Raw genomic sequence first — 3,695 nt, forward strand, 5'->3', positions numbered from 1 at the left:
ATCCATCACCATCACCTCAAAGGGTCGCTCTACTGCGGGTCGTGTCACCGTCGCCGTGTCGAACAGCGGCTCGTCATCCAGCACACCACGAACTCGCGCGGCAGCCTGTACCAGTACTTCTTCTGCACCAACAAACGCACCGGTGAGTGCATGAGCCGTCACGTCAACATCATGCGCGTCGAGGACGCCATCGAGCGCATCTACGGCGCCATCCGGTTCAGCCGGCAGTTCATCGAGCAGACCCGCGCCCACGTCGCCGATGCACTGTCCAACCACCAGCGATCGGCACGCCTCCTCCGTCAGCAGCTTCGCGCCGAGCTTCAAGCCTTGGAAGTGAAGGAGGACAACCTGCTCGATCTGGCGTCGGACGGATCGCTTCCGCAGGCCAAGATCAAGGCCAAGCTCCGCGAGATCGACCGACAGCGCCAGCACCTGACCGAGCGGCTCGGAGAGGACGCTGAGGACCTCACAGTCGATGCCCGTCTGATCGAGCTCAGTCTGACCCTACTCGAGGATCCGCAGGCGCTGTACCGATGCTGCAACGAGGATCAGAAGCGGATGCTCAACCAAGCCATCTTCCATCGGCTGTACCTCGATGACGACGAGATCACCGGGTACGAGTTGCGCCAGCCTTTCGCGGCCCTCCACGGCGTCCACAACGGTCGAACCGGCCTAGACGACCCGAACCCCGTCCTGTCCACTGAAACCGCCCCAGACGCCAAAATGGCCGCCCCCGTCGCCGGGAACGGCCAATCTGCGCCAGACCATCGCCTGCGGGTCCTACTGGCCGGTCACGATCTCACCGGTTGTTCTAATAGGACCGACCTGGTGGAGCTGAGGGGATTCGAACCCCTGGCCTCTTCGTTGCGAACGAAGCGCGCTACCAACTGCGCCACAGCCCCAGGCTTGCTCGCCAGGTTTTCCCTGGCGACCGCGAAACTCTAACACGTGGAGCCCCGCGATCTAAAACTGGATATCAGTCGCCGACGGCGCGTCTCACCTCGGGCTCGACGGCCGGCTTGGGGGCCGGGGTTTCGGTGGCGGCGGGCTTGTCCGCGGGGTCGGTGATGCGGGCGCTGGAGAACACTTCGTCGTCGGTGAGGGAGATGGTCCGGACGGTACGGTCGGGCGCCTTCTCCTTCATCACGTACGTCGGCAACGTCACCGGCACCGGGTCCCACAGCCCCTCGGCGGCCGGCTTCTCTTCCTTCGCGGCCGGCACCGGCGCAGGGGCGGGTTCGGCGGGGAGCTTGACCTCGACGGTCATCTCCTCGTCGGGGGTCGGCGCGGGTTTGCCGGCCGGTCCGCGGTCGTGCTGGGCGCGGACCCGGGTACGACGGTCCGCGGCGGCGGCTGCCCGCGCATGGTCCTGCCGCCGCAGCTGCACCCGGGTGAGGACGACGAACCCGGCGATCATTGCCCCGGGCATCGCAACCGTCCACCACGGCAGGATCGCCAGGCCCGCGAGTGCGACGACGGACAGCAGCGACAGCGTCAGGATCGACAGCACCCGCCGGCGACGCATCGCGGCCACCCGGCGGGCTCGGTTCGGGATGTAGCGCTTCGGCGGCGACGGGTCGCCTGCGGCGTCACCGGCGTCGGCGGCAGTCGATCCGGCCGGGCGTACGACGTACCGTGGCCGGGACGGGTCGCGGGACAGCACGCGGGCTTCGTCGGAGGACGGCACGACCGGCTTGCGCCGGGCTTCGTCACCGCGCTTCAGCCACATCGGGACGAGATAGGCGGCCCACGCGGCGACGATCGCCACATAGATCAGTCCTGTCGTCCCCATGCGACGACGCTAAGGCGCAGCGGGGGCCAGATGAGGTACGTGGCACGGTGTGTCGCAAGAAGACTCGTGTGACTGATGTGAATAGCACGCAGCGTAGTCAGGTCAGTCGCGCTACGAGACCGGGTCCGACCTCTTCGATGTTGAGGGCAAAGATCCGGTGGTCGCGCCAGTCGCCGTCGATGTGCAGGAACCGCGGCCGCTCGCCTTCGTACCGGAAGCCGAGTTTCTCAACGACCCGCAGACTTGCCTTGTTCTCCGGGCGAATCGCGACTTCGATCCGGTGCAGGCCGAGGGTGAACCAGCAGTGGTCGGCGGCCATCGCCACGGCGGTCGGCACGATGCCGCGGCCGGCGTACTGTTCGTCGACCCAGTAGCCGAGGTTCGCCCAACGTGCGGAACCGTAGGTGATTCCGGACACCGTGAGCTGTCCGACGAGCGGCCATTTCGCCCGCGCGCCGGCGCCGGCGGCACCGCCGTACGTGATGACGAACGGGAGCATCCGCCCGAAGCGGGCTTGCCGGTTCCAATCGCGGGCCATCGCGCGGAAGGTGCGCGCGCCGTCTTCTGCTCCTGGTGGTTGGGTCGCGTCCCAGGGGCGCAGCCAGCTGACGTTCCGCTGGCGGGCGGCGGCCCATTCGCCGCCGTCGCCGGCGCGCAGCGGGCGGAGGCCGACCTGGCCGTGCTTCAGCTCGACCGGCCATTGCACGAGCGCCATCAGTCGGTGTCCGTCCGTACGTGGTCCCCGCCGTGCACCTGCTCGACCGCATGTCGCAGCAACGGTTCCAGTACGGCGAGCCCGTCCTTCACGCCGCCGCGCGAACCGGGCAGGTTGACGACGACCGTCGTACCGGCGATCCCGGCGAGGCCTCGGGACAATGCTGCCGTCGGTACGCCGTTGGCGATTCCGTAGGCCCTGATGGCTTCCGCGATCCCCGGCACGACCTTCGTCAACACGGCGGCCGTCTGCTCGGGTGTCTCGTCGGTCGGTGAGATCCCGGTACCACCTGTCGTGAGCACCACGTCGTACGACGCCTCGACCGCTGCCCGCAACGCCTCACCGACAGGCGCGCCGTCCGGGACGACATCCGGGCCTGACACGTCGAATCCCCACTCGGCCAGCCGGGACGCGATCAGCGGACCGGTCGTGTCGGTGTAGATCCCGGCCGCGGCGCGGTTCGAGATGCTGATGACGAGAGCTCTCACGGCCGCTCCCAGTGCCCGGTCTTGCCGCCTTCTTTCAGCTCCACCCGTACGTCGGACAGCACGGCCGCCGGGTCCAGCGCCTTCACCATGTCGATGACCGCGAGCCCCGCGACTGCGACCGCCGTCAGCGCCTCCATCTCGACGCCGGTCCGGTCGGTGGTCTTCACCTGCGCGCGGATCAGCACCGCGTCGTCGGCGACCTCGAGGTCCACCTTGGCGCCGGTGATCGCGATCGGATGACACAACGGCACCAGGTCCGGGGTCCGCTTCGCGCCCATGATGCCGGCGATCCGGGCGACGCCGAGCGCGTCGCCCTTCGGTACGCCGTCACCGCGCAGCGCCGTCACCACCTCGGCCGACACGAAAACCTTGCCGCTGGCAACGGCCCGCCGGGCGCCGGCGTCCTTCGCGGACACATCCACCATCCGCGCCGCTCCCGTCTCGTCGACGTGAGTCAGGCCCGTCGGGCGCTCGGTCATCAGGTCTCCTCGTCCAGCATCAGTCGTCCAGCAGCATCAGCTCGACCTGATCGCCGGCCCGGACCGATGTCACGTCCTCCGGGACCACGATCAGCGCGTTCGCCCGGCTCAGGCCGCCCAGCAGGTGGGAGCCGTGCCCGCCGACTGTACTGGCCATCCAGCCCTCGTCGCCGGAGGTGGCCGCGGCACGGACGAACTGCCGCCGCCCCGCCGGTGAGCTG

General features: G+C 68.7%; 4 protein-coding genes, 1 tRNA gene and 1 pseudogene. All 6 read right to left on the reverse strand.

From position 1 onward, the window contains the following. Positions 1-826 precede the first annotated feature (826 nt). Positions 827-902, reverse strand: a tRNA-Ala gene (locus VFF46_RS21695). A gap of 74 nt (positions 903-976) precedes the next feature. Beyond that, positions 977-1,792, reverse strand: coding sequence for a hypothetical protein (locus VFF46_RS21700; RefSeq protein ID WP_325039008.1), 816 nt, complete (start codon positions 1,790-1,792; stop codon positions 977-979). Positions 1,793-1,889: 97 nt separating this feature from the next. Next, entirely contained in the window at positions 1,890-2,507 is a 618-nt protein-coding gene (locus VFF46_RS21705) for a GNAT family protein (RefSeq protein ID WP_325039009.1), read from the reverse strand. Then, on the reverse strand, positions 2,507-2,995 hold the full coding sequence (locus VFF46_RS21710) for a MogA/MoaB family molybdenum cofactor biosynthesis protein (protein WP_325039010.1): 489 nt from the start codon (positions 2,993-2,995) through the stop codon (positions 2,507-2,509). The genes VFF46_RS21705 and VFF46_RS21710 overlap by 1 nt, the downstream gene beginning before the upstream one ends. Continuing rightward, the gene (moaC, locus tag VFF46_RS21715) at positions 2,992-3,474 is read right to left on the reverse strand and encodes a cyclic pyranopterin monophosphate synthase MoaC (protein WP_325039011.1); all 483 of its coding nucleotides are present in this window, start codon (positions 3,472-3,474) and stop codon (positions 2,992-2,994) included. Before moaC ends, VFF46_RS21710 begins: the two co-directional genes overlap by 4 nt. A gap of 19 nt (positions 3,475-3,493) precedes the next feature. Further along, positions 3,494-3,695, reverse strand: a pseudogene (locus VFF46_RS21720) (molybdopterin molybdenumtransferase MoeA); the annotation flags it as partial.

It is taken from the genome of Kribbella sp., from assembly GCF_035655035.1.
GTDB lineage: Bacteria > Actinomycetota > Actinomycetes > Propionibacteriales > Kribbellaceae > Kribbella.

What these genes read in the sequence shown, in the direction of transcription:
- moaC (WP_325039011.1), bottom strand. Translation starts at nt 3,474, where the DNA reads ATGACCGAGCGCCCGACGGGCCTGACTCACGTCGACGAGACGGGAGCG.
- VFF46_RS21700 (WP_325039008.1), bottom strand. Translation starts at nt 1,792, where the DNA reads ATGGGGACGACAGGACTGATCTATGTGGCGATCGTCGCCGCGTGGGCC.
- VFF46_RS21705 (WP_325039009.1), bottom strand. Translation starts at nt 2,507, where the DNA reads ATGGCGCTCGTGCAATGGCCGGTCGAGCTGAAGCACGGCCAGGTCGGC.